Annotated in this window: 20 protein-coding genes; 7 read left to right on the forward strand and 13 right to left on the reverse strand. The window is 42.8% G+C overall.

Annotated elements, in window-relative coordinates:
• Positions 1–17: 17 nt before the first annotated feature.
• Together IEX80_RS24030 and ligA are read right to left on the reverse strand one after the other, a co-directional pair.
• Entirely contained in the window at positions 18–248 is a 231-nt protein-coding gene (locus tag IEX80_RS24030; RefSeq protein WP_188834404.1) for a hypothetical protein, read from the reverse strand.
• 127 nt (positions 249–375) lie between these two features.
• Entirely contained in the window at positions 376–2388 is a 2013-nt protein-coding gene (gene ligA, locus IEX80_RS24035; protein WP_188834539.1) for an NAD-dependent DNA ligase LigA, read from the reverse strand.
• Between the two features lie 199 nt (positions 2389–2587).
• Here ligA and IEX80_RS24040 point away from each other — a divergent pair, with 199 nt between their 5' ends.
• Both IEX80_RS24040 and IEX80_RS24045 read left to right on the forward strand, forming a co-directional pair.
• Positions 2588–3202: a TNT domain-containing protein gene (locus IEX80_RS24040; RefSeq protein ID WP_090529841.1), complete on the forward strand. Its 615-nt coding sequence runs from the start codon at positions 2588–2590 to the stop codon at positions 3200–3202.
• Positions 3203–3221: 19 nt separating this feature from the next.
• Positions 3222–3557, forward strand: coding sequence for a hypothetical protein (locus IEX80_RS24045; protein WP_090529844.1), 336 nt, complete (start codon positions 3222–3224; stop codon positions 3555–3557).
• Between the two features lie 67 nt (positions 3558–3624).
• Here IEX80_RS24045 and IEX80_RS24050 read toward each other — a convergent pair whose 3' ends face one another.
• Complete coding sequence (locus IEX80_RS24050; RefSeq protein ID WP_188834405.1) at positions 3625–4545, reverse strand: DUF6263 family protein; 921 nt, start codon at positions 4543–4545, stop codon at positions 3625–3627.
• Between the two features lie 153 nt (positions 4546–4698).
• Here IEX80_RS24050 and IEX80_RS24055 point away from each other — a divergent pair, with 153 nt between their 5' ends.
• Positions 4699–4941 carry a hypothetical protein gene (locus IEX80_RS24055; protein ID WP_090529851.1) on the forward strand — a complete coding sequence of 81 codons (243 nt, stop codon included), beginning with the start codon at positions 4699–4701 and terminating at the stop codon, positions 4939–4941.
• Positions 4942–5025: 84 nt separating this feature from the next.
• Here the strand turns inward: IEX80_RS24055 and IEX80_RS24060 are convergent, their stop codons facing one another.
• Entirely contained in the window at positions 5026–6807 is a 1782-nt protein-coding gene (locus IEX80_RS24060; RefSeq protein WP_229701745.1) for a DUF885 domain-containing protein, read from the reverse strand.
• Positions 6808–6943: 136 nt separating this feature from the next.
• On the opposite strand from IEX80_RS24060, the gene IEX80_RS24065 reads away from it, so the two are divergent.
• A complete protein-coding gene (locus IEX80_RS24065; RefSeq protein WP_188834406.1) occupies positions 6944–7414 on the forward strand; it encodes a DinB family protein in 471 nt (156 codons plus the stop codon).
• A 132-nt stretch (positions 7415–7546) separates the two neighbouring features.
• On the opposite strand, the gene IEX80_RS24070 is transcribed toward IEX80_RS24065, so the two are convergent.
• Positions 7547–8863 carry a serine aminopeptidase domain-containing protein gene (locus tag IEX80_RS24070; protein ID WP_188834407.1) on the reverse strand — a complete coding sequence of 439 codons (1317 nt, stop codon included), beginning with the start codon at positions 8861–8863 and terminating at the stop codon, positions 7547–7549.
• Between the two features lie 286 nt (positions 8864–9149).
• Here IEX80_RS24070 and IEX80_RS24075 point away from each other — a divergent pair, with 286 nt between their 5' ends.
• Positions 9150–11594 (forward strand): outer membrane beta-barrel family protein, encoded by a 2445-nt coding sequence (locus tag IEX80_RS24075; protein WP_188834408.1) that lies wholly within the window; start codon positions 9150–9152, stop codon positions 11592–11594.
• On the opposite strand, the gene IEX80_RS24080 is transcribed toward IEX80_RS24075, so the two are convergent.
• The 3 genes from IEX80_RS24080 to IEX80_RS24090 all read right to left on the reverse strand — a co-directional run bounded on the left by IEX80_RS24080 (position 11591) and on the right by IEX80_RS24090 (position 13220).
• The gene (locus IEX80_RS24080; RefSeq protein ID WP_090529865.1) at positions 11591–11818 is read right to left on the reverse strand and encodes a KTSC domain-containing protein; all 228 of its coding nucleotides are present in this window, start codon (positions 11816–11818) and stop codon (positions 11591–11593) included. The genes IEX80_RS24075 and IEX80_RS24080 overlap by 4 nt on opposite strands.
• Before the next feature lie 43 nt (positions 11819–11861).
• Positions 11862–12242: a DUF1634 domain-containing protein gene (locus IEX80_RS24085; RefSeq protein ID WP_188834409.1), complete on the reverse strand. Its 381-nt coding sequence runs from the start codon at positions 12240–12242 to the stop codon at positions 11862–11864.
• 141 nt (positions 12243–12383) lie between these two features.
• The gene (locus IEX80_RS24090; protein ID WP_090529871.1) at positions 12384–13220 is read right to left on the reverse strand and encodes a sulfite exporter TauE/SafE family protein; all 837 of its coding nucleotides are present in this window, start codon (positions 13218–13220) and stop codon (positions 12384–12386) included.
• Positions 13221–13376: 156 nt separating this feature from the next.
• On the opposite strand from IEX80_RS24090, the gene IEX80_RS24095 reads away from it, so the two are divergent.
• Together IEX80_RS24095 and dapA are read left to right on the forward strand one after the other, a co-directional pair.
• A complete protein-coding gene (locus IEX80_RS24095) occupies positions 13377–15215 on the forward strand; it encodes a UbiD family decarboxylase (protein ID WP_090529875.1) in 1839 nt (612 codons plus the stop codon).
• Positions 15216–15705: 490 nt separating this feature from the next.
• Positions 15706–16602 (forward strand): 4-hydroxy-tetrahydrodipicolinate synthase, encoded by an 897-nt coding sequence (dapA, locus tag IEX80_RS24100; protein WP_090529878.1) that lies wholly within the window; start codon positions 15706–15708, stop codon positions 16600–16602.
• Positions 16603–16821: 219 nt separating this feature from the next.
• Here dapA and IEX80_RS24105 read toward each other — a convergent pair whose 3' ends face one another.
• The 5 genes from IEX80_RS24105 to ftsA form a co-directional block, all read right to left on the reverse strand.
• Positions 16822–17001 (reverse strand): BF3379 family histone-like protein, encoded by a 180-nt coding sequence (locus IEX80_RS24105; RefSeq protein WP_090529881.1) that lies wholly within the window; start codon positions 16999–17001, stop codon positions 16822–16824.
• 315 nt (positions 17002–17316) lie between these two features.
• Positions 17317–18753 (reverse strand): glycoside hydrolase family 125 protein, encoded by a 1437-nt coding sequence (locus IEX80_RS24110; protein ID WP_188834410.1) that lies wholly within the window; start codon positions 18751–18753, stop codon positions 17317–17319.
• Positions 18754–19037: 284 nt separating this feature from the next.
• A complete protein-coding gene (locus IEX80_RS24115; protein ID WP_090529883.1) occupies positions 19038–20282 on the reverse strand; it encodes an aminotransferase class I/II-fold pyridoxal phosphate-dependent enzyme in 1245 nt (414 codons plus the stop codon).
• A gap of 379 nt (positions 20283–20661) precedes the next feature.
• On the reverse strand, positions 20662–22269 hold the full coding sequence (ftsZ, locus tag IEX80_RS24120; RefSeq protein ID WP_090529886.1) for a cell division protein FtsZ: 1608 nt from the start codon (positions 22267–22269) through the stop codon (positions 20662–20664).
• A 130-nt stretch (positions 22270–22399) separates the two neighbouring features.
• On the reverse strand, positions 22400–23743 hold the full coding sequence (gene ftsA, locus IEX80_RS24125; RefSeq protein WP_090529889.1) for a cell division protein FtsA: 1344 nt from the start codon (positions 23741–23743) through the stop codon (positions 22400–22402).
• Position 23744: the final 1 nt, after the last annotated feature.

Here is a 23744-nt window from a genome sequence, read left to right on the forward strand (position 1 = left end):
TGTGAAAAGGCACCCGGTTAGGATGCCTTTTTCTTTGATATATCTTTGTTGCCAAGAGGCGGATGTGGCTTATTTTTGATGTTCCAATCCTTAATATCAACCAGGCCTGGCTTTGTTTGATAATGCGATTTGCTTTTGGGGCACCTCACAATAAATTTACCTTTAACCTGCTCTATAACCGGCCTTTCGCCGCATTCCTTACAGGGCTCACAAAAAATATTTTCTTGTATAGGTATAAATTTTTCCATAGTAAATTACTCGAACATTAGTACGTTTAAATTAATTATGGGAGCCCATTCGGCGGTACAAATAACGTAATTTCTGAGGTTAAAAAAATAAAAATTCAGCATAAGTGAACAACCAATACAGGAGTGCTTATTTTATCAGTGCAAGTAAATCGTCATCGCTGATAATGGGTATATTAAGTTTATTAGCTTTTTCCAATTTTGCAGGGCCCATATTTTCGCCTGCGACCAGGTAATTGAGTTTAGCCGATATACTGCTCAGGATCTTGCCACCGTTTTGTTCAATGATATCTTTCAGCTCATCACGCGAAAAGTTGCCAAATGTTCCCGATATAATAAAGTTCATCCCGGCAAGCTTTTCACTGGCCAGTACAACTTCTTTTTCTTCGGCAATAAATTGCAGACCCTGCTCCCTTAGTTTTTGGATCTCCTGCCGGTGGACTTCGCTTGCAAAATATTCGGTTATGCTTTGGGCTATCCGTTCGCCTATCTCTTCGGCAGCCGTAAGTTCTTCAACCGACGCTCCCATTAATCTATCTATCGATTTAAAATGGAAAGCCAGCTTGCGGGCAACTGTTTCGCCCACATAACGGATGCCCAAACCAAACAGCACTTTTTCGAAAGGCATTTTTTTGGATGCCTCAATACCATCAAGCATATTATTGATCGATTTTTCGCCAAAGCGGCCCAACTGTTTCAATTCGGCAGCATGAGTATGCAGCTCATAGATATCGCTGATGTGGCTTATAAAGCCCTTGCTGTATAAGGTTTCGATAGTTTCATCACCCAGCCCATCAATATTCATTGCTTTACGGCCAATGAAATGCTGCATCTTTCCAATAATCTGCGGCGGGCAGCCTTCATCATTGGGGCAATAAAACGCAGCCTCGCCCTCCTTGCGCTCAAGCGGAGTATCGCAGGCCGGGCAGGTAACGCGGTAAACAACAGGCACAGCGTTGGCCTTACGTTTTTCAGGGTTTACACTAATGATCTTTGGGATGATTTCACCGCCCTTTTCAACAAAAACGGTATCACCCTCATGCAGGTCAAGCCGGATGATCTCATTGGCGTTATGCAGCGTCGCGCGTTTTACCGTAGTGCCTGCAAGCAGTACAGGCTTTAAATTGGCCACCGGGGTTACAGCACCTGTACGGCCTACCTGGTAAGTCACTTCAAGGAGCTCGGTCTCCACCCTTTCGGCCTTAAACTTGTAAGATATAGCCCAGCGCGGCGATTTGGCGGTAAAGCCAAGCTCCTGCTGCTGCGAGTAATTATTTACTTTAATAACAATGCCGTCAATATCATAGCTCAGGTTAAAACGTTCCTTATCCCATTTATTAATAAATGCCAAAACGCAATTAATATCCCCGCAAAGCTCACTATGCTCATTGGTATGAAACCCCCAGGTTTTAACAGCCTGTAGGCTTTCCCAATGGGTTTTAAATACTGTTTTTTCGGTGTACAAAAAGTACAGGAAGCAATCAAGCGGGCGTTTGGCTACTTCGGCCGAATCCTGCATTTTTACTGTGCCTGAGGCAAAGTTACGGGGATTAGCATAAGGAACCTCCCCACTTTCGATACGTTCATTATTCAACCTGTCAAAAGCTTTGCGGTGCATGAACACTTCACCGCGGATGTCAAAATAGCCGGGATAGCCTTCGCCATGCAGGCGCTTAGGTATGGTATGAATGGTTTTAATATTGGTGGTAACCTCGTCACCCTGTACACCATCACCGCGGGTAACGGCCCGCACCAGTTTGCCGTCTTCATAAGTGAGGCTCATGCTCAAACCATCAAACTTAAGCTCACATACGTACTCAAAGTTATCACCAATGGCTTTGCGGATCCGCTGATCAAAATCAAATAGCTCCTGTTCATTATAGGTATTGCCCAACGATAACATCGGCCAGCGGTGCCTAACGGTTACAAATTCCTTGGTTATATCACCGCCTACCTTTTGTGTTGGCGAATCAGGGTCAGCAAACTCCGGGTATTCTTTTTCGAGTTTATTAAGCAACTCCAGTTTTTTATCAAAATCAAAATCAGAAATGGTTGGCATAGCCAGCACATAGTAGTTGTAATTGTGCTGTTTAAGTTCGGCGGTTAATACCTCTATTTGTTTTTTTGTTTCAGCTGATGACATAGGTACGAAGGTAATAATTTCCTTTATTTCATCCTTTTCACCACGGTAAATACCGGCTTTTGGCAATAATGTTTTTTTGGCATGCAATAACAATAATTAGCATATGATATTGCATATAATACCAATAAAATAAATATGATAAATCTCTTTCATAAACGCGGAGCACATAGTAGATTTATCAAACAAAAAACTACATCGAATGAAAACACTAAAAATCCTGATCCTGTCAGTATGGTTGATGCCTTTTTTGGCAACCGCGCAAACAAAACCACTAAAACATGCCCACAACCCTGCTGCAAACCATCACAAACTGCCGGTACGGGGCATTACTTATGATGACTTTAAAAGCTCGGTTGCTGATTTTGCCGACACCAGCAGTAAAAAAGCCCTTGCCGATTCGGCCTGGCTGCTCTGGAAAACCGAAAAATGGGACGCGCTTGAAAAATTCTTTACCGCCAACAACCTTAATGGCGGCTGGCCTCCAAATCGTGGCGCAGTAAATCTTATCATCATTACTCTAAAAAAGGGTGTGTTGATTGACCGCTATGGCGGTTATAGCGATTCTACCGGCACTTTTCAGGATAAAGGCACTTTTGTATCGCCAAAAGGCGTACCTTTCCCAATGCGTGCTTTGCCGGACAATACTCTTAGCAAGCCGTACAAAATTTACAAGATCCTGAAGCCTATAGCCAAAGTTAGGGAGGGTAAAATTATTCCATGGTTTGGCAAACCGGGCTTGGGTATCCAGTATGAAGTACCAGCCACTGTTAACGACCTGAAAGCAGGCGGTTACATTGAAGAGGTAAAACAATAAAAACGCGATATATTAAAATATGATCACAAAATATGAAGTAACAAAATCATTGTTGTTTGATGGAGACGAAGCCGAGGTAATACATAAAACATTTAAACTGCCTGCCGGTGATATAAAGTTCGGTGATTTTGCCAATAATAATTTTGAAGATCTGCATAAGGTAATTACACCCGACGACTTTAAAACCATTGTAAAAACAGGCGGCTTTAATGCCGACTTTCTTAATTTATACAAGGGCAGCGAAAGGCTCAGGCTATATTATACTAAAAAGGGGAACTCTATTGCTGTTTTCGCATATGGCGAGTTTCAGCCAACAAGGTATAAACTTTATTTTGAAGGCTTTTGGATATTGTAATACCACTGTTTATACAATAAAAAAACCTGCCGTAACCGGCAGGTTTTTTTATTACTATCTGTTTTAATTAATGGTCGGTACTTGATGTTTCGCTGGTAACACTCATAGGGAATGTTAAACCGCCCGGAACTTGCGGGTTATCTTTTATTTCGACAGTACCGTCAATGTTTTGCTTTAATTTTGAACTGGAGATCCAGCCGGTAGCCTTGTCAACAACAACATCAGCTACCATAGTACCTTTCATATTGTATTTCATGGGCATATTACTAACGGTTTTATAACCGGCAGTATTATCTGTTTCAAGTGTGGCATTTCCGTGTATCAGGTAGCTCTGCGGAGTGATATCAACCAGTTGATAAACAGATATGACCTTCGCGCTCATAGCACCTTCCAGGTTATTTTTAATTGTCCATTTATCATTTTTTGCCACCGCCGTTTCGGGCAGCACCGACATGGCCATTTCCAGGTTGCTTTTAAGCGCCCCTGATCCAAAAGATTGGGTTAGCTGCGTTTTCAATTGCTCTTTCTTTTCGGCCGGCACCTCCTTAAAGCCATCTATCATAGATGTGATCATATTCTCGGCGTTCTCTATCGACCTAATCCGGCCGCTTTTGGTTAGCGTTGCCGTAAATGGTTTATTGGTTATGCCCGACATGATTCTGGCCATAATATTTGTGGTATCCTTATTATCAGAATCAAAAGTTACATTACCCGTAGGCAGCTGCATTTTCATACCCACTTTGGTATAGTTAACCTCCATATAATAAAGAGAATCATTAGCATTTAATACTTTGAATGACATTTTGCCGTCAATCGTCATATCGATATTATTAACCTGCCCATTTATAGTTTGCTTTACAACAGAGTGTGCCGTAGTAGATAAGTAATAACTATTGCCTTTAATTAGTTTTAAAGCCGGTTTTACCTTCTGCGCATAACCGGTTACCGCTCCTATAACCAGTAAACCGGCCATCAAAACTTTCTTCATGATTGGTAATATGTAAGCGCTAAATATATTATAATATCTCTTACAAAAAACTTAAAATTCCTAACAATTAATTAAAAACAAATTCGTTAACTTTATACTGCGCTCGGCTCTTTAATTTTTCACACACCTAATTTAGCGGAAAGAGAGGTTTTTATGTTACAGCAGATAGCATTTATACCACAGCACCAGTTTCATGTGCTGATCAATTTTTCGGGAGAAGATGAACGTATTTTGGCAATTTTACCCAACGAAGCAGGAAATTTCCGCGTGATTTACCAGGGTAAGACAATTGCCGAACTTAACCTGGATAAGGACGGCTGTACCTGCTATAAGGGTAAGCTAAAGAAAAACGTCATGGCCCAGCTTGAGCACCAGATAAAAAATCATTACGCGTAAGCTGTTAATAAAAAAGAATTTGATAGTTCATGGGAGATAAACCCATGGTTCATAGTCCATGAGTTTATACCCGTGGACTATCAATTAATTTCCGCTGGTTTTAGCCAGCATGGCTTCTCTGATAAATTTAACCGGTGCACTGCCGTAACTCAGGAACTTTTCGTTAAACTCTTTCAGTTTATATTTATCAACCATTTTTTGTTTATAGGCATCCCTCAAATCTATGATTTCTTTATAGCCAGTATAATAACTGGTAAGCTGAACACTGGTTACGCTAACGCGCTTCCATTTGCCATCAGCTTCGGCCTGTTGTTGGAAAGCTTCGCGGGTTAATAACTTAATTGCTTCATCTTTGGTCATACTGCCGCTATGAACACTATAATCCAAAATGGTGTTACATACCGAACGCAGGTTCCATTTATACCACATTAGCATCATTTCGGGCTCGTTATTGCCAAAGCCGTTCTCCAGCATCATTTGCTCGGTGTATACGGCCCAGCCTTCGGCCATGGCACCATTGCCAAATACAGCTTTGATGATACTTGGGGCTTTATTGGAGTATACGCCCTGTACATAATGCCCCGGCACAGCTTCATGAATGCTCAGGATCTGTAAAATATAATTGTTGTACTCGCGCAGGTAGCTTTCGGCCTTTTCCTTGCTCCAGCCGGCCAGGCTGCCTACGTTATAGTACGAATTACCATTTTTATCGTACGGGCCAGGGCCGCTCATAGATGCGCCTGCCACACCCGCCATATAACCAGGCTCTTTACGAATGATCAATGGTTTTGACGGATCGAGCGTTAACAGGTCTTTAGCTTTAACAAAGGCATTAAGCTTTGGTATGATTTGTTCAATTGATGACTGAAAATCTTCAGGCTTTACATGCTTTGATGATAGGGTATCTATCAGCTGGCTTATCATCAGCAGGCTATCGGCTGGTGCAGCCTGTTTACCAAAGTATTTTGGCCAAAGTTGCTTGCTGATCTTAGTCATCTCACGGTGAATGTATTTTTTACGTTCAACGGCAGCATTGTAGATTTTCTCGGCAGTGTTGGTAGCTACAATTTCGTATTTAAACTTATCCTCATATAAATCCTTACCCAGCCTGAAACTTCTTGGGTGATCATTTTTAAGTGCTTTAAGCCAATCGGCATAGGCTTTAATGGCAACCACGCTCTGCGCAGCCCTGTCGGCCATTAGCTTTTGCTCAGCTTTGGGGATATTGGTTTTCTTAAGCGAATCGGCAAAGTCTTTTCCTATTACATCAAGCCCACCCAGGTTTTGCTCAATAGCCAGGCTGGTAAGTTCGGCCACCGGGTTTTTAATCTGTTTTTGGGCGTCTTTGTAATACTGCGGAATAAACGACATACGCTGATAAAAATGACGCAGACGTTTAGGCAAAGGCTCATAGTGCTCGTTCAGGATGTAAGCAAAGGTGCCGATAACGTTATATGACGATGGGTCCCACTCATATTGTTTTAACTGGCGCACCTGCCATTGCAGGTATTCAAGCTGATTTTGCAGAATCTTGTAATCTATCTTATTGGCTTCAGAGAGAGTGTTTACCTCAAAGCGGCTTAACGAATCAACCTGGTATTTGGCAAAGGTTACCAGCTTATCGCGGCTTTGCTCATTAGGCAACACCATCAGACTATCGTATTTATGATATCCTGCCGAGGTGGCCCAATCAGGATTCAGTTTCCAGAAGTTATCCAGAAATGTGTTCTCGTATTTAATAAAAGCTTCATCATCCTTCCCTAACAACGGGCCGGTGCCGCTGCTCCCATCTTTTTTACAGCCTGTAAAGGCAACCATGAATAAAACAACGGCGAGTGCTAATTTTAAGAATATGTTTCTGACCACAACTGATGAGTTTTACAATGAAGCATAAACTTAAAACTTTTAAGCCAAATAAATCAAACCGGCGACGAATTTGTTACTTTAAGCCCCCGGCCTCCTAAGGGGGGGCGAGAATTAGTCGTTATAATTTGGATTACCTATGAATAATGAACATAAAGTTTTAGTAAATGAAATTATGCATTTGCTGCAAGGCGGCAACGCCCATGCCGATCTGAAAAAAGCGCTCGATGGTTTACCGCCCAATCTTCGTGGGGTTAAAGTTGATAAACTCCCTTATACTATATGGCAACTGGTTGAACATATCCGGATAGCCCAGTGGGATATGCTTGAATTTAGCAAAGACGGCAGCCACGAATCACCAAACTGGCCCGATGATTACTGGCCAAAAGAGCTTGCACCCAAAGATGATGCAGCCTGGGATAATAGCCTTGAACAGATTGACAGCGATTTGGAAGAGCTAATAGAACTGGTGAAAAGCGGGGATATCTATAAAAAAATTCCGCATGGCGACGGGCAAACTATACTTCGGGAAGCGTTACAAGCTGCCGATCACAATGCTTACCACGTTGCCGAGATCATCGTGATCAGGAGGTTATTGGGGGCTTGGTGATATGTAAGATAACCATATACAACCGTCATTGCGAGGAACGAAGCAATCCCCAATTAGCAGAGCGGCTATGTAAAGTTTCTTTGTACAGTTTGGGATTGCTTCGTTCCTCGCAATGACGTATGTCTAATAAGGTTACCTCGTTGTCTTCAGCACAAAGTTTGTTATCGCCGTTACAAACTCCGGTTTAAGCGGTAAATCAGGCTCATTATAAGTTGCCTTGTTCTTTTCCTTATCGGCCGGGGCTTCTTTCAACACATGATTCATGTTGGGGATAATATCAAGTATAGCATCTGACTTTGCTTTTTTCAGCTTTTCGGCGTCACCAACAGTTACCTGTAAATCGGTGGTTCCCTGGATGATCAATACCGGGGCTTTTACCTTCCTGATCTCGCGTTGCGGGTTATACCTAAACCACGACATCAGGTATTTTTGAATACTTGGCCTGGCTATAAAGTATAATGCAGGATCGATATTATCGGTTGTTTTTCCCCGCTTCAGGCTATCCAGCATACGGTTAAAGCCATCTGATATAAAAGCAGGCTGCGATTTCATTTGCTCGGTAAGGATCTTATCTGCCGAATCACCGGCACCGGCCACTGATATGAAGCCTTTTATCGGCTCATCAAGCGAAGCCATCATGCCAACCAACGAACCTTCGCTGTGTCCCAGAATAATTATCCGTGAAAAACGCTCATCTGACGAAAGCATGTTAAGCAAGGCGGCGGCATCTTCTACATAATCCTCAAACCTGATCTCGTTTTCCTTAATGGATGTAGTGCTTTGCCCTACCAAACGTTTATCATAACGCAAGGATGCTATGTCTTTTTTTCCCAACTCGTTAGCTATCATCTTATAAACATTGGCATGGAGGCCCAGTTTTGGACTGTTACCATCCCTGTCGGTAGGACCAGAGCCTGCAATGATCAATACCAACGGCACCTTTCCGCTAGCGTCCTTTGGTATAGCTAATGTTCCGGATATTGAACCCAATAAAGTTTTAACCGTTACAGGCGACTCGACCAGAGAAGGATCGGTAGCTATGGTTGTACCCGCCGCGGTACTTGCCGCAGCAGTTGTAGCCGGCGCTTTGTACGGTGTCAATGACAGGCCCGTAAATTTATTATCGGCGTTTAACGACAGATTTAATAAAAAAACACTTTTCTGAAATGTAGCTTTATAATGCGCTATCGGGGTTTCATAGCTTTCAAGATCGGCCTGTAACAATGGACCTAATTGTGTTTTTAACTGCACAGTTGTACTTTTGAAATCGGCTTGTGAAAGTGCCTTCTTCATTTCTGGCCCAAACAAGCTGTATATGCTATCCGGCTGATTGTTATTGTATAGCTGTTTAAATTTATTTAAAGCTGTAGCATAATTGTCCGGAGGTGTTTGTGCAAATAAATTCCCTGCAAAACAGGCAACTAATATAAACAGACAAAGTGTTTTCATGTTATAATGGTCAATATACAGTACGATGATGTATTGAGGCCGAAAATAAAGAAAAAATCAGGTTGTTTTGTTTATTTATACTATTGCATGCTTTTTTGTAAACAATATTTGATGCTGCCCTGTAAAAACCTTTTACCCGGCATAATCCATACTAATGTTGCAACATTCTTTTATATTATATAATTAAAATACCAATACAATACATATAATTTTATATATATTGTATTATATTGCGGTACATTTTTATAATCTTTTAAACTATAGCAAATTTCTACATTACTGATTAATGAGGGTTTTAATAGCAGGCTTATTTTTTGCATTCCTGGCGGGAGGGTATTGTATTTCGTTCGCCCAAACAAAATCTTCAATAATACAGGGTAAAGTTTTAACAGAAAACAACCAGCCCGCCGATGCAGCTACAGCCATTCTCCTTGCGGCTGCCGACTCATCTATATTAAAATCAAACCTGGTAAATAAAAACGGGCAGTTTGAATTTACCGGCCTGCAGCCCGACAGCTATTTAATACTTATCAGTAAAATAGGATACGTAAAAGTTTATACGGGGCCATATAAGGTTAACGCTGGTCAAATAATAACTGCCAATGATATTGTTTTAAAACTTTCAAACAACCAACTGCAGGAAGTTAAAGTAGTTGCCCGGAAGCCTTACATAGAGGTAAAGCCCGGCAAAATTGTATTAAGTGTACAAAACAGCATCCTGGCCGAGGGAAATTCGGCCTTTGATATACTAAGGCAATCGCCTGGGGTAAGGGTTAACAGTAACGAAACTTTAAGTATTAACGGCAGACAAGCAGCATTAATAACCATCGACGGTAAACCTACCAACCTTACCGGCGATGATCTTACCAGTTTGCTCCGCAGTATGCAAAGCAGCACTATCGACCAGGTTGAAATGATCAGCAGCCCGTCGGCCAAATATGACGCCTCGGGCGGAGGTATCATCAACATCATTTTAAAAAAGGGTAAAAACCTGGGCACCAACGGTACGGTTACTGCCATGGCGGGTTATGGAAAGTATTACAAAAGTACAGCAGGCATTGTTTTCAACAACCGCACCAGTAAGCTCAATATTTTTGGAAATTACACTTACGATAATAATAAAGGCACACGCACTATTACAACCAACCGTAACATTACTTATAACGAAACCCTAAGTAATTACGATGTTGATTATAACAATATTCAAAAAACCACTAACCACAACTTTAAAATAGGGGCCGATTATACCATCAACCCAAAGCAAACTATAGGCTTTTTAGTAAGCGGAATTATCAGGAGTGATGATTTTACAAAGCACAACGACCTGTACATCGGCAATCAGCATCAGCTCGATTCAATAATCAGGGCCCGTTCAAACCTTGACAGGGGCAGCAACTATTTAAACTACAATATCAATTATAACGCGGTGTTGGATAAAAGCGGCCGCAGTATCTCGGTAGATGGTAACTATTCAACCTACACCCGCCACTCTAATGAATTTATTACCAATAGCTTTTTTACCCCGGCGGGCAATACTTACCGCGATGATCTTGAGTTGGAAAACCTTTCGCCGTCAGATATTCACATCTGGACATCAAAAGTTGATTTTGTTAACCCATTAAACAAAACCTCACGATTGGAGACAGGCATTAAATATAACAACACCCGCAGCAATAATAATCTCATTTTTGGCCCCAAAATAAACAACATATATGAGGCCGACCCCAACTTCAGCAACAGGTTCCTTTATACCGAAGCAGTGAACGCGGGGTACATCAATTATGTAAATAAAATAGGTAAGTGGGATATTACGGCAGGTGTACGTGCCGAAAACACTCATGCAACAGGTAAATCATGGGGATTAAATGAGCAGGTACCGGCGATAAATACCAATAATTATTTTAACCTTTTTCCGCAGGTACAGATAAGTTATGAGGCCGATAAAAAAAACATTATCGGTATTGGTTATAACCGAGGTATTCACAGGCCACTTTACGAAGATATCAATCCATTTTTGTACTACACCGACCTATATGATTATCGGGCCGGCAACCCACAGCTAAAGCCGGAATATACCAACACCATACAAATCTCCCATACCTATAATCAAACCTTTTCAACCGAACTGTATTATACAGTTACCAATAATGCTTATGATTTCCCGGTATATCAACAAAACGATTCGACTAAGGTTAACATAACTCTCCGTAAAAACTTCGGGCAGATCTTTGTTTACGGGGCTTCATTCTACGCGCCTGTACAATTTACCAGGTGGTGGTCGGGCAGTTTTAATCTTGATGCTATTTATGTGCGTTACAAAGCTTACGCACAAAACGGGGATTTTGACAGGGGTAAGCAGGATATTATTTTTGGCAGTACACAAAACTTCACCATCACCGGTACATTACTTGGTGAAATATCGGGCAGGTATGAAACCCCAACCATTTACGGCATCAATGAATTAAAAGCAAGCTATTCGGTAAACGCGGGTATCAGCAAGCAAATATTGGATAAGCGGGCCACTATTAAATTAGCACTAAACGATGTATTTAATACCGACAGGGGGCGCAACCATGCCAATTATCAAAACATTGATCTTTCGGAGGTAAATAAACGCGATACGCGCATCGTAAGGCTCAATTTTACCTATCGTTTTGGCAAAAGCACCATTAAATCGGCTAACAAACGCAATACGGGTAATGATGATGAGCGCCGCCGCACCGGAAATTAATGATGTGCGTACCTAACCTTTAACTCGGGGTATTTACCCTTTATACGGGTAACAAAGAAATGCCCAAGCGAATCGGAGCCAATAAACTTATTATAGGCAGATAAAGGAAAACCGAAGTACTGCCACACACCGCCATTTTCCCGAAATTCAAGTTCAAGAATGCGGGCGTCCGGATCGTAGCCAACGCTGCTTAAAGCCGATGATTGTACTGTACGTCGTTGCATTTATTATATATACTATATTAAATACAAAAAAGTTTTTAAAATATCAGCCCGCGTGACCGCTTATCATACTGGTTAAAATAATAAGCAGCACAAGTACTGTAATAGCCGTGTACAGGTAATCCTTTTCCATAATAAAACCAATAGCCGAAAATAACACCCGGATAACCGGTGTAGCTATCAGCAAAATTATCCCCGCCTGTATAATTGCCCGGCCGCGTAAAGTAAAGATACCGTGTATAATGCCACCAGGATTACTCACAAAATCGGGCACACCAACAAACTTGCTGTAATCAACATGGGTTTGCCCATGCCTGTACAAGTAAATAACCCCGCCAATAAAAATAACGCTCATTGATACCAGCACTCCCGCGCGCAGTATCCAGCCTATCACGGCCTGCATATCGGTATCTTTGAATTTGCTCATTTTATATCATTATGTCATTTGGTCATTAAGTCATTCTTACCCGCCATTGCTTTATTAAGTCATTTTTCTTATCAGGTCGACCAGCCATGTCACTTAACCTCACACAAAAATGACTTAATAACGCAATGACCTAATGACAAATTATATAGTCCCTGTAATTCCTTTATATATCATTTGCGATGCCAAAAACGTAACCACCACGGCAAAAACTACACGTAGCCATCCCGACGATGAAGTATGTACCAATATTTTTGATCCGCTTAAGGCACCTAATAAAACCCCAATAGCTACCGGCATCGAAAGCCCGGGATCAATGTACCCCCGTTGCAGGTAAACTACCGCGCTTGCTGCTGCGGTAACCCCTATCATAAAATTGCTGGTAGTAGTTGATACCTTAAAAGGGATGCGCATAACACCATCCATCGCCAAAACTTTCAGCGCTCCCGAACCTATGCCCAGCAAGCCTGATATTACCCCCGCAAAAAGCATCATGAAAAAGCCGCCACCTACGTTCCTTACCGAATAAGTAATTTCGCCTGCCGGGCCGGGGAAACTGCCGTTTAGTTTCAGCCTTTCGGCCAATGCACTTTTTTGCTGATGGATTTGCTGCGATTTTTTTCGTAACGACATTACAGCCGAGAGGATCAGGATCACTCCAAATAATACCGCTATAAAATTAGTCGGGATATAAACTGCTATCAGTGCGCCAACCATGGCGCCGGCCGTTGTGGCAATCTCCAGGAACATCCCCAGCCTGATATTGGTAATCCCTTCTTTAACGTAAGCTGCTGCCGAACCTGATGACGTGGCAATAACCGAGATCAGCGAAGCCCCGATGGCGTACTGAATATCCACTCCAAGTAAAATAGTAAGCAGCGGAATAATAACAACCCCTCCGCCCAACCCGGTTAACGAGCCCAGCAAACCCGCTAAATACGATCCAACAAGTATAATAAGCGTTAGTACTGTTACCGACATAGGGTAATTGATATTTACCGGCTAAAGTAAGGATTTTATCATTAGGTCATTGAGTTGTTGCCTATGTTAATTGAGCGTGAAACTTACCCGAAATGTCAATGACCCAATGACAATGAAATGAATGACCCAATGAACTAATTTCTTAATTTCGCACCTATGGGTTACTCAAGTTTACAAGCCTGCATTGCCGATCTCGAAAAAAACGGCCGCTTATTACGCATTAAGGAACAGGTGGATCCTTACTTGCAAATGGCGGCCATACACCTGCGTGTATTTGAAAACGAAGGGCCTGCCATACTATTTGAAAACGTAAAAGGGAATCGTTTTCCGGCAGTATCCAACCTGTTTGGTACACTCGACAGGTCGAAATTTATTTTCAGGGACACACTTGAAAAGATCAAGGTACTCGTCGATATTAAAAACGATCCGATAAAGGCCATCAAAAATCCTTTTAAATATGCGGGCATTGGGTTAACGGCGCTCTCGGCGTTGCCTATGAAAAGCGGCGCAGGCGCACCCATTAAATTTGGCAAATGTAACATCAGCGATATCCCGCAAATTGTAAACTGGCCTATGGATGGTGGCCCGTTTGTTACCATGCCCCAGGTGTATACCGAAGATGTGGATAAACCCGGCATCATGAACGCCAACCTGGGCATGTACCGCATCCAGCTTGCCGGTAATGACTATGTACAAAACCAGGAGATCGGTTTACATTACCAGATACACCGGGGTATTGGCGTGCATCAAACCAAAGCCAATGCCAAAGGGCAACCATTAAAAGTCAGCATTTTTGTAGGCGGGCCACCGGCACATCCCGTAGCTGCCGTAATGCCCCTGCCCGAAGGTTTATCAGAAATGACTTTTGCAGGTGCATTAGGGAACCGTCGCTTCCGATATTTTTATGATGCCGAAGGTTTCTGTATTTCGGCTGATGCTGATTTTGTGATCACCGGCACAGTTATGCCGCACGAAAATAAACCTGAAGGGCCCTTTGGCGATCATTTGGGCTATTACAGTTTGGTACATCCTTTCCCGCTGATGAAAGTACATAACGTTTATCACCGTAAAGATGCTGTATGGTCGTTCACTGTGGTTGGTCGCCCGCCGCAGGAGGACACCAGCTTTGGGGCTTTGATCCATGAAATTACAGGTTCGGCTATTCCTAAAGAAATCCCCGGCCTACATGCTGTGAATGCGGTTGACGCGGCAGGTGTGCATCCCCTGCTTTTTGCCATTGGCAGCGAGCGCTATACCCCCTATCTCAAAGAGCGTAAGCCGCAGGAGATAGTTACTATCGCCAATCACATATTGGGCAAAGGCCAGCTAAGTCTTGCTAAATACCTATTCATTGCCGCGCAGGAAGATGACCCAAAACTTAATGTAAACGATATTGGCGGTTTCCTGAAGCACATTCTGCAAAGGATAGATCTTACCCGCGACCTGCATTTTTATACCAATACAACTATCGATACGCTTGACTATAGCGGCGAAGGCTTAAACTCGGGTAGTAAAATAGCTGTTACCGTAGCCGGCGAAATCAAGCGTGAACTGTGGGCTGAGCTGCCCGATTGGTTTAGTCTCCCCCGCCCTATCAGCGCTTACAAAATGGCCATGCCTGGTGTGCTCATGGTTGAAGTGCCCAAACATGTAAATCACAAGGACATAGATAATATTATCAGCATTATAGAATACAGCCTGCAGGATGAAGACCTTACCGGCTTGCCTTTAATAGTGCTTTGTGATGATGCCGGTTTTGCCGCCCAAACCATTAACAATTTCGTCTGGGTAACCTTTACCCGCAGCAACCCGTCGCATGATATTTATGGTGTTGGCAGCATTACCGAGCATAAACACTGGGGCTGTAAAGGTCCACTGATTATTGATGCCCGGATAAAACCACATCACGCCCCCGTGTTGGAGCGGGTACCGGAAGTAGAGAAAACGGTTGATAAGCTGGGCGAAAAGGGTGGATCGTTGTTTGGGATTATTTGAGGAAAGGCTAAAGGCTAAAGGCTAAAGGCTAAAGGCTAAAGGCTAAAGGCTAAAGGCTAAAGGCAATGCGTTTTGAAATGCTTTGTTTTATTTTTTTTAAGGTTTTTGCTTAGGGATAGTAGCGGATACCGGCCATGAGCGGAATGCCTGCAGGCGTATGAGCGGATAGCCCGGCCGCAGGCAACGCCATTATTAATTTCGGATTTGAGATGTTATTGTACTAAAAAGTCACAAGTGAACCCTCACACAATCAACCGCACAACACTTGCGCCAAAAGAAGATACATACATCCCCGTTGCCGTGTCCCCACGGTAACCTTTACATTAGCCCAATATTTAAAGATGTATTTCAATCCATTCAAATTAAACATCCCAATTATCCAAAATCTAACTTTAAACGCAATCAAGGCACTTTTTCAAAAAATAAACCTCTAATAAACTCTTAATCTACAATCACTAATCACTATATTAGCATCCTTTTAATTTTAATCATGAATATATTTTACGGAACAGGGGTAGCTATGGTAACCCCTTTTCATGCGGATGGTCAAATTGACTACAACGGGTTGAGAAACCTGATTGAACATTTGATTGATGGCGGGGTGGAATACCTGGTGTCGTTAGGTACAACCGGCGAAAGTGCCACATTGAGCGAGGCTGAACGAAAGCAGGTTTGGGCTTTCACAGCCGAAGTGGTAAATAAGCGCGTTGGCCTGGTGGCGGGTATTGGCGGTAATAATACTCATGAAGTTGTTGAGCAAATAAAATCGTTTGATACAGAAGGCTATGATGCTATACTTTCAGCAAGTCCGCATTATAACAAACCTACCCAGGAGGGTATTTATCAGCACTACAGGGCTATAGCACAAAATACTAAACTACCTATAATCCTGTATAACGTACCAAGCCGTACAGGCAGTACCATCAGCGCTGAAACAACTGTACGCCTGGCAAAGGAGTTTAAAAACATAATCGGTATCAAAGAAGCATCGGGCAATTTCGACCTGTTTAACCAGTTGATGCGCGACAAGCCCGAGGATTTCCTGTTTATATCAGGCGATGATCCGGTTACTTTGCCCATGATGGCTTTAGGCGGAGTTGGTGCGATATCTGTTATTGGTAATGCTTTGCCGCGTCAATTATCTGACATGGTTAGGCTTTTGCTGAACGGCGATTACAAAGCAGCACATGCCGCGCATTTTGATCTGATTGAGTTTACCCGATTAATGTTTGCCGAAGGTAGCCCTGCAGGTGTTAAAACTGCCCTAAAACAATTAGGCATCTGCGGCGATACAGTGCGGCTACCATTGGTACAGGTAAGCGAAAAAACTGCCGGTGCTATTGTGGAAGAGCTTAAAAAGCTGGCTCCGGTAGCAGTAAAAGCATAAAATACAAGAATCATCCTCTACAGGCGTCATGGCGAGGTACGAAGCAATTCCCTATTAGCAGGTATACCCTGTAAAGTTTGCGATTGCTTCGTACATAGCAATGACGTTTTTTATATTCCCTGGAGGGCTTTTTTAGTCACATGTCGAAAGCTTTCCATAAAATAAAAAACCCGGTCCATGGACCGGGTTTTTTATTGGAATAAGATGATAAAAATCTTACTAAGCCTCTTTATTCTTCGCCTCCTGAACTTCAAGGCGGATTGCCTGTGCCAGGTTTTTAAGATCCTGCATACCTTTACGTACACGTGTACCGGCAGCGCTGTTTCCTTTATTGTAGAATTTGTCGGCGTCGGCCTCTAAAGCTGCTACAAGCTCTTTTACTTCAGTAAATTTTTTCATTTAATTACTCCTTTTAAATTTTGAGGTTTATTGTTTTAATTAAAGCTAAGCTAAAATGTTTTTTGGTAATTAAAAACTTTTGAAGCCAAAAAATACGGCCTTAACAGTGGTTTTTTTCCACATTTTTGCCCATTTTGATTTATTAACCGTTGCTTATTTTTTATTAAAAAGTTTAAATCAAACCTATATTTAAAAATAAGATTCATTAATAATTAAAATACAAGCCATAATTCGGCATAAATAATATTTACAGCAAACCATACAACTTAAACGTAGTATTTTAAATACTATTAAGTATTAACATATTCAGCTGGTTTAAAAAGTCTGTTGTAGTATGTCAGGGTAGTGTTCGTGCACTTTTAGTATCAATTCGCCAAATAAAGTGTTAGCCCAGGCAAACCATTTGCGGGTAAAGTCCTTTGCATCGTCTTTATTAAAGGATTCGTGCATGAAACCGGTGCCTGCATGTGTGCTTTTCAGCCATTTGATGCACTGTACAATCTCTGCTTTATCGGTTGATGTAATACCGCGCATAATGATTGCCATTGGCCAAATATAACCTATACCCACGTGCGGGCCTCCAATGCCTTCGGCAGCGGTGCCTTTAAAGTAGTAAGGATTACTATCGCTCAGTACAAATTTACGGGTACTTTGGTACAACGGATCATCAACTTTTACAGAATCAAGATAAGGCAGGGCCAACAGACTCGGTACGTTCGAGTCATCCATGAAAAGTTGATTTCCATAACCATCAACTTCAAACGGAATAACCTGGCCAAATTGCGGGTGATTACCTACAGCGTATTGCTTAAGCGCTACCTGAACTTCATTTGCTAATGCTTTGCAGGCATCAGCGGTCGCACTATCATGGCCTATAGTGCTGTACATTTCGGCCATCTGATTTAAGCTTGCTACCGCGAAATAGTTTGACGGGATCAGAAATGGATAAATGGTAGCATCATCCGACGGACGGAAGATAGAGCAGATCAAACCAACGGGTTTAACGGGATTCCCATAGCCTCTGTTTGGTGCGGTATCACTTTGTGTCTCGGTTTTGCGCTGGAAAAAGTAGGGGCCTTTACCATCCTTACGTTGCTGTTCTTTGAAAGTAGCCAGGATGATCTTACCTGCTTTTTGCCAGCTCTCGTCGAAAAAGCTGCTGTCGCCACTTATTTTCCAGTAATTATAAGCCAGCCTTACAGGGTAGCAAAGTGAATCTATTTCCCATTTACGCTCGTGCAATTCGGGTTTCATGGTGGTGCGGTCGCTGTCCCACTCGCTGCCGGTTGGGCCCTCGTTAAAGGCATTTGCATATGGGTCAATGATCACGCACTTAGCCTGGCGGCTCAATACACCCTGGATTAATTTTTTTAATGCTGGGTCATTTTTAATGAGTGGCAAATATGGCCAAACCTGTGCCGACGAATCGCGCATCCACATAGCATTAATATCGCCCGTGATTACGAAGGTATCAGGCTTACCATCTTTTTCAGAATAGTTTACGGTAGTATCTAAAGTGTTTGGATAGCAGTTTTCGAAAAGCCACGCAACTTCAGGGTCTTTAATATCGGCCTTAACTTTTTTAATGATGGCCTCAACCGCCTTACTGGTAAACTTACGGTCGGCCAGTTTTGGGCGCTGGCTTTCAAAGGCAGGAGCCACAGCCGAAGCAAATACAGGAGTTACACCTAAACCGATACCGGCAGCCGCAACGCTGTTAATTTTTATAAAATGTCGTCTGGTTAATTTCATGGTTTTGATATGGTAGGCGTAAAAATAGAAAAGGGTTTTTGTTAAACAAAAAAGCTTGCTAAAATAATTTAGGAACGTTTTATCAAGGATTTTCAAGGGGTGGTAATCTTCAACGTAGAGACGCATCACATACGTCTACTAAAAGGGCAAAAGCCCCTCGTAATTTATTCACCATAGCGGCATTTCAAACGAGAGACGCATGTGATGCGCCTCTACATCAGATGCAAAAAAAAACAAAAAAAGCCCCGGATCTCTCCGAGGCTTCTAAGTATTATCAAATGCGTTTAAGCAATTTCCAGTTTATTCTCTTTGTAATAACCGGCCTTTAATTTTTCACCGATAGCGCTGTACGCATCAAGGGTACGTTGTACATCCTCCAAACTATGAGCCGCTGTTGGGATCAGTCTTAGTACAATTAAGCCTTTAGGGATAACCGGGTACACTACTATCGAGCAAAAGATACCATAGTTCTCGCGTAAGTCTCGGGTTAGGGCTGTAGCCTCAAAAAGATCACCCTTTAGAAATACCGGGGTAACCATAGTGTTTGAAGCACCCAGATCAAAGCCACGTTCTTTTAAACCTGCCTGCAAGGTATTTGCAATCAACCATAATTTCTCGCGAAGTTCTGGTTGGGTCTTTAACATTTCAAAGCGTTTTTTCAAACCTAATACCATTGGCATTGGCAATGCCTTGGCAAATGTTTGCGAACGCATGTTATAGCGCAGATAATGGATAATATCCTGATCAGCAGCTACAAAAGCGCCAATACCCGCCATTGATTTGGCAAAGGTGGCAAAGTACACATCCACCTCGTCCATACAATCCTGCTCTTCATGTGTACCCGCACCGGTTTTACCCATGGTACCAAAACCGTGTGCGTCATCAACCAGTAAACGGAAGTTAAATTTCTTTTTAAGATCAGCAACTGCTTTAAGTTTGCCTTGAGCGCCCGACATACCAAAAACACCTTCGGTAATCAACAGGATACCCCCGCCGGTTTGCTCTGTTAAACGGGTTGCCCGTTCCAGCTGCTTTTCGCAGCTTTCAATATCGTTGTGCTGGTAAACAAAGCGCTTACCCATATGTAAACGTACGCCATCAATGATACAGGCGTGCGATTCGGCATCGTAAACAATAACGTCATTCCTGTCAACCAATGCATCAATTATCGATACCATTCCCTGGTAACCATAATTTAGCAAAAAGGCCGATTGTTTGCCAACAAAGGCAGCCAGGTTGTTCTCCAGCTCTTCGTGGTGAATGGAGTTTCCCGACATCATCCTTGCACCCATAGGGTAAGCCATACCGTAATCGGCAGCGGCTTGCGCATCAGCCTGCCTTACTTCAGGATGATTAGCCAAGCCAAGGTAATTGTTAAGACTCCAAACTAAATGCTCTTTTCCTTTAAACTCCATGTGCGGGCCTATCTCACCTTCCAGCTTAGGAAAAGAAAAATAACCATGCGACCACTTTTGATGCTGACCTATCGGCCCACCCAAGCTTTTTGTTATTTTATCAAATAAATCCAAAATGAATTGTTTTTATAAATTTAGTTGCAAATATAGCCGTTAAAACACCTTTAAACAATAGCTATAACTTTTTAGAATAGGTTATAACCTTTAGGAAAGAAGCAAGACTATTAGAATCAAGAGCCAAGACTACATCCGTATAAAACTCTTTGAGCCATTTCATTGCCAGGGACGAAACAATCGCGGACTGTACAGGGCGGACTTGCACTGCTACTCGGCCAGTATGCGATTGCTTCGCTCCTCGCAATAACATACTGGCTTAGTATCCAATAAAAAAAGGAGACCAACGCTCAGATATAATTCTTTTGTTGATCTCCCATTCAATTATTGTGGTTTCTCTATTCTTTCTTGTCTCTTGACTCTAAAAGTCCTGACTCTCTTAATCAGCGTTTCCGTGCAGGTACGAGTTATTATTCCTGATCTCCACGTTACCTTCGCTATCCTGCATCAGGGAAAAACGTGAGATCTGGCTTTCGTCAGATGCCGGGGTATCCTGCAGGGCTATCTCTTTACGTTTATAAGCCGGAACATTTTCCAATTCCTGAATATTACCTGTACGCAGTTTCATGCTCAGGTCTTTCAGTCTCATAATGCGCTCGCGCGATTTTTTTAACTGCTCTTCTATAGATTCGTTGGTTTTGTTATCATCAGCCCCAACAGGTTGCGGTGCAGGAGTTGGCTCTGGTTCAGGCTCGGGCATACGTGGCTGTTCCCTTACAGGCTGCTCATAGCTCACCGGCTCACTCATTTTAAAAGTGAAACCAGCAGTATCCGGCTCGTTATCAACCTCTGGCTCTTCATTCATTAGGCTATGCCTTACAACAGCAGGTTCTTCCTGGCGACTACCGGCAAACATATCAAACAACCCAGCTTGCTTTGCATCTTCTTTAGGTGCTTTAGCATAAGGCTCGGCAGGAGCATCAACCTTAACTGGTTTAATAAATTCGTTAACCGGCCTTGCCTGCTGAGGCTCTTCGGGAACCAGCATTGAAACTATTTTCTTGTTGCTGTTTTCCTTTTCGCGCTCATCTTTGGTTTGGAAACCGGTAGCAATAATGGTTACCGATAATTGCTCACCCAGGTTTTCGTCGATACAGTTACCCCAGATCAGGTCAGCAGCTAAGCCGGCTTCTTCCTGGATATAATCAGTAATTACGCTGATCTCATCCATGGTAACCTCTTTAAGGCCCGAGCTGATGTTCAGCAATATATACCTTGCACCTTCAATCTCATTATCTTTCAACAATGGTGATGCCAATGCACCTTCAACAGCTTTAAGGGCACGGTTTTCACCATCGGCGCTAAAGCTGCCCATGATAGATACACCGCTATCCTTCATTACCGTGCGCACATCTTTAAAGTCGACGTTGATATAGCCCGGCAAGGTGATGATCTCGGCAATACCTTTAGCTGCTGTAGTCAATATATTATCAGCCTGGGCAAATGCAGAGCTCATTGTCAGGTTACCAAAGATCTGCCGAAGCCTGTCGTTCGAGATCACCAGAAACGAATCGACATACTTGCGCAGTTCTTCCAAACCAGCATCCGCCTGCATTTTACGGCGTTTACCTTCAAAAGAGAAAGGTGTGGTTATGATACCCACCGTTAATATATCCATTTCGCGCGCAGCCTTGGCAATGATAGGGCTTGCGCCTGTACCTGTACCACCGCCCATACCAGCTGTGATAAACAGCATTTTGGTATTAACGCCCAACATCTGTTTAATATCGTCGATATTTTCAATAGCCGAATTTTTGCCTACTTCGGGTATTGAGCCTGCACCCATGCCCTCGGTTAAACTGGCACCCAATTGCACCTTGTTAGGTATAGGGCTCAGCTCCAATGCCTGGGCATCAGTGTTGCATATTATAAAATCAACACCGGTAATTCCTTGCCTGTACATATGGTTTACCGCGTTACCACCACCACCGCCAACACCAATTACCTTGATGATTGACGATTTTTCTTTTAACATTTCAAAATGCATAATCTTCGTTTTCAGCTATATGTAATTCAACCCAACATTAGATTTTACCATCGTAATAATAACACTTTTTCAACAAGATTTATCCACATTTGTGAGCAATGTGAATAAGTTTAACCCTTGTGAATAAATATTATTTCAGAAAGTCCTCATCCTTAATGTCATCCTTAATAAATGTGATGCTTTTTTTCAGCAGCCTGTCTAACAAGCCCCCTTCTTTACTTTTCGCATCGTACTTTGGCTTAGCCGTTTTCACTTCGGCAGGGATCGCTTCATTCATGTATTCCATTTTCTGGATCCCTTTAATGAGCAAACCAATACCGGTAGCAAAAGTTGGGCTCTGCAATTCTTCGTATGTACCTTTCGGCAGCACTTCGTTTTTAGCCAGGTGCTCGGTTGGGTAACCTACGCGGCAATCCAAACCGGTAACAAACTCAACCAGTTGACGCAAGTGTTTCAACTGCGCACCACCACCTGTTATCACGATACCAGCAATCAGCTTTTTCTCGTAGCCTGATGATTTGATCTCGTAGTAAACATGCTCCACGATCTCTTCCATACGGGCTTGAATTACATAAGCCAGGTTTTTCACCGAAATTTCTTTTGGCTCACGGCCACGCAAACCTGGCACACATACAATCTCATTTTCCTTGTTCTCATCGGCCAGGGCAGATCCAAACCTTACTTTCAGTTGCTCGGCAATGTTGCGCATTACTGAACAGCCTTCGCGGATATCCTCAGTTACACTATTGCCGCCAAAAGGGATAACAGCTGTATGGCGAATGATACCTTCATGGAAAATAGCTACGTCGGTAGTACCGCCACCGATATCAACCAAAACCACGCCGGCTTCTTTTTCCTCTTCGCTCAAAACAGATTCTGAAGATGCCAGCGGCTCAAGGATCAGTTCCTGGCTCTCCAGGCTGGCCTTGTTAACACATTTTACAATGTTTTTAATGGCCGTAACCTGACCAGATATAATATGGAAGTTAGCCTCAAGCCTAACGCCAGCCATACCTATCGGATCTTTGATCCCAGGTTCATTATCCACAGTAAACTCCTGTGGCAACACATGGATGATCTCCTCGCCCGGAGGCATCACCAGGTTATACATATCCTCTATCAGCTTATCAATATCCTTACGACCGATCTCTGATTGCAGATCGCGACGGGTTATTAAACCGCGGTGTTGCAAGCTTTTGATGTGCTGACCTGCAATGCCTACGTTCACTACCCTGATTTCTACATTTGATTGCGAGCCCGCCACCTCCACCGCCTGATGAATGCCTTGTACTGTTTTATCTATATTTGACACCACGCCGCGCGTCACCCCCGCAGATTCGGCCTTGCCAATCCCTAAAACCTCAATCTTCCCGTTCTTGCTCCTGCGCCCAACAATGGCACATATCTTGGTAGTCCCGATATCCAATCCTACTACAATTGGCGAACTTTTTTCCTGAGTTGAGCTTTTGTCCATA

The sequence above is a fragment of the Mucilaginibacter rubeus genome, assembly GCF_014643835.1.
Taxonomy (GTDB): Bacteria; Bacteroidota; Bacteroidia; order Sphingobacteriales; family Sphingobacteriaceae; genus Mucilaginibacter; species Mucilaginibacter rubeus.